General features: G+C 75.5%; 1 protein-coding gene. It reads right to left on the reverse strand.

Features of this window, described 5'->3' with window-relative positions; genetic code table 11:
• A partial coding sequence (locus ACFO3J_RS27150) for an SDR family NAD(P)-dependent oxidoreductase (protein ID WP_386434536.1) occupies positions 1–3,466 on the reverse strand: 3,466 nt, incomplete at both ends.

Here is a 3,466-nt window from a genome sequence, read left to right on the forward strand (position 1 = left end):
CTCCCCGCACTCCCCGTCAGCACATACCCCTCCGACCCACCCCCCGCCTCCACCAAACGCGGACCGTATTCGCCGTCGGAAGCCCCGATGTAGACGCCGGTGTCGGTGCCGCGCAGCGCGGACGGGTCGATGCCGGCCCGCTCGACGGCCTCCCACGACGTCTCCAGCAGCAACCGCTGCTGCGGGTCCATCGCCAGCGCCTCCCGCGGCGAGATCCCGAAGAAGGCGGCGTCGAACTTGTCGGCGTCATAGAGGAAGCCACCACTGCGGGTGTACGAGGTGCCGGTGCGGCCGGGCTCGGGGTCGAACACCCGCTCAAGGTCCCAGCCGCGGTCGACGGGGAAGTCGCCGATGCCGTCGCCGCCCGTGACGACGAGGTTCCACAGGTCGTCCGGGCTGCTCACGCCGCCCGGGTAGCGGCAGGCCATCCCGACGATCGCGATCGGCTCGTGGTCGGCGGGAGTGACCGGGGCCGGTCGACGGCTCCGCTCCGGGTGCTCCCCGGTGAGCCGCTCGCGGACGGAACGGGCCAGGGCGCTGGGGGTGGGGTGGTCGAAGATGAGGGTGGCGGACAGCCGCAGGCCGGTGGCGGTGTTCAGCCGGTTGCGCAGGTCGACCGCGGTCAGTGAGTCCAGGCCGAGTTCGGAGAAGACCCGGCCTTCCGGTATCCGGTTCGGGGAGGGGAAGCCGAGCACCGAGGCGACCGCGCCGCGCACCAGGTCCAGCACCGTCCGGTCGCGTTCGGCTGTCTCGAGTACGGCCAGCCGGCGGGTGAGGTCTTCCCGGACCGCGTCCGGGCCGGGTGCGGCCGGCGCAGCGCCGAGTGCCTCGGGGATCGCGTCGAACAGGGGGCGGGGGCGGGCCGCCGCCTGGGCGGGGGCGAAGGTCGCCCAGTCGACCCGGGCCACCGTGACACAGGTGTCGTCGTACTCGACGGCGTGCCGCAGCGCGGCGAGCCCGGTCTCGGGGGCGAGGGTCGGCAGGCCGATCCGGTCGAAGCGTCCCGCCAGGCCCGCTTCGGCGGCCATTCCGGCGCCGGCCCACGGTCCCCACGCGACGGAGGTGGCGGGCAGGCCCGCCGCGCGGCGCCGCTCGGCCAGCGCGTCCAGGAACGCGTTGCCGGGGGCGTAGCCGGCCTGGCCCGGCAGCCCCCAGGTGGCGGCGACGGAGGAGAAGAGGATGAACTCCGACACGGGGTGGGACCTGGTCAGCCGGTCGAGGTTCGCCGCGACGGCCGCCTTGGCGTGCAGGGCCGTCTCCAGTTTGTCCGGGGTGAGCGAGTCGACGAGGGCGTCGTCGAGGCCGCCCGCCGCGTGCACCACCGTTGTCAGCGGCCGGTCGGGCGGCAGGGCTGCGAGCAGCGCGCCGAGTGCCTCGGGGTCGGCGGCGTCGCACGCCGCGATGGTCACCCGGGCGCCCAGGGCGGTGAGTTCGGCGCGCAGTTCGGCTGCTCCCGGCGCCCGCTCACCGCGCCGGCTGACCAGCAGGAGGTGCTCGGTCCCGGCGCCCGCCAGCCAGCGCGCCACATGGGCGGACAGGGCGCCGGTACCCCCGGTGACCAGGGCGGTGCCGCCGGGCCGCCAGGTGCGGGGCTTGGCCGGCCCTGCGGTGGGGGCCCGTTTCAGCCGGCGGGCGAACACCCCGGACGGACGTACGGCGAGCTGGTCCTCGTTCCCCGCCCCGGCCAGTACGCCGACGAGCCGGACGACGGCGTCCTCGTCCGCCGTCCCGGGCAGGTCCACCAGACCGCCCCACCGCTCGGGGTGTTCCAGGGCGACGATCCGCCCGAGCCCCCACAGCTGCGCCTGCTCGGTGCCGGGCGGCGGGTCCTGCTCGCCGGTGGACACCGCGCCGGACGTGGCGTACCAGACCGGCGCGGCCGTCTCCAGGTCGCCCAGTGCCTGGGTCAGGCCGAGCGAGGCCGCCAAGCCCCCTGGTACGGCGGGGTGTTCGGGCAGCCGGCCGGCGGTGAGTGCCAGCAGGGACAGAACGCCGGACGGCAGGTCCCCGTCGAGGACGGTACGCAGTTGCTCCGCGATCAGGGCCCGGTCGGCGGTCGCCTCGACGGGGACCTGCCGTACGTCCGCGCCGTGCGCGGCCAGCGCGCGGGCCGCCGCCCGGGGCCACTCGCCGGACTCCGGTCCGGCGGGCACGACCACCAACCACGTCCCGGACAGCCGTCCGGCCGGTTCCGGGCCGACCCGCTGCCAGCCGACGCGGTAACGCAAGTCCCGCAGTGCGGACTCCGCGCGCTGCCGTCCGCGCCAGCCGGCGATCGCGGCCAGGACGGCCGACGGGGACTCGGGCGGCGGCTCCAGGCGGTCGGTGCCGGTGCGCAGTTCATCGGTGAGCGCGGTCAGATCGCCCTGCTCCACCGCTGCCCAGAAGCGGCTCTCCGCCTCGTCGGGGCCGGCCGTCCGCTCCGGCTTCGCTGCCCGGGGGCTGTCCAGCCAGTGGCGGGTGCGTTGGAAGGGGTACGTGGGCAGGTCCGCCGACCGGGCACCGGTCCCGGCGAAGACCAGCTCCCAGTCCACCGCCAGCCCCTGCACGAAGTCCTCGGCGACCGACAGCATCAGCTCCCGCCCCCGACCAGCACCCTCACCCCCGGGACCGGACACCACCCCCACCGCCCCGGACGCCACCGCCTCCAAGCCGGCCAACAACTCGGCACGGCCCGAACCCACCACCACCGCCCGGTACTCGAACACCGACCGCGTCATCGCCAGCCCACGAGCCACATCCACCACACGCAACCCCGGATCCGCCACCACCCACGCACCCAGCCGCACCGCCGCCCCCGCCAACGCCCCCGCACTCTTCCCCGACAACACCCACACCACCGCGCCCCCGGGATCCTCCGCGCCGCGCTCGACACCCACCTCCGACCCGGCAGGCGCCTCCAGCACCACATGCGCGTTGGTGCCACTGATACCGAACGACGACACACCCGCCCGGCGCGGCCTGCCGGTCACCGGCCACGCCGTGGCCTCCGTCAGCAGCGACACCCCGCCCGAGGACCAGTCCACCTCAGGCGTCGGCGCGTCCACGTGCAACGTCTTCGGCAGCACGCCGTGGCGCATGGCCTCCACCATCTTGATCACGCCGGCCACCCCCGAAGCGGCCTGCGCGTGCCCGATGTTCGACTTCACCGAGCCCAGCCACAGCGGACCCTCCGGCCCCCGACCGCGCCCATAGGTCGCCAGCAGCGCCTGCGCCTCGATCGGGTCGCCCAGCGCGGTCCCCGTCCCGTGCCCCTCCACCGCGTCCACGTCGATCGCCGACAGGCCCGCCCCTGCCAGCGCCTGGTCGATCACCCGCTCCTGCGCCGGGCCGCTCGGGGCGGTCAGTCCGTTGGAGGCACCGTCCTGGTTCACCGCCGAACCCCGCACCACCGCCAGCACCCGATGCCCGTTCGCCCGCGCATCCGACAACCGCTCCACCACCAGCACCCCCACCCCCTCACCCC

Origin of the sequence: Streptomyces polygonati (assembly GCF_042650325.1) — a bacterium.
GTDB lineage: Bacteria > Actinomycetota > Actinomycetes > Streptomycetales > Streptomycetaceae > Actinacidiphila > Actinacidiphila polygonati.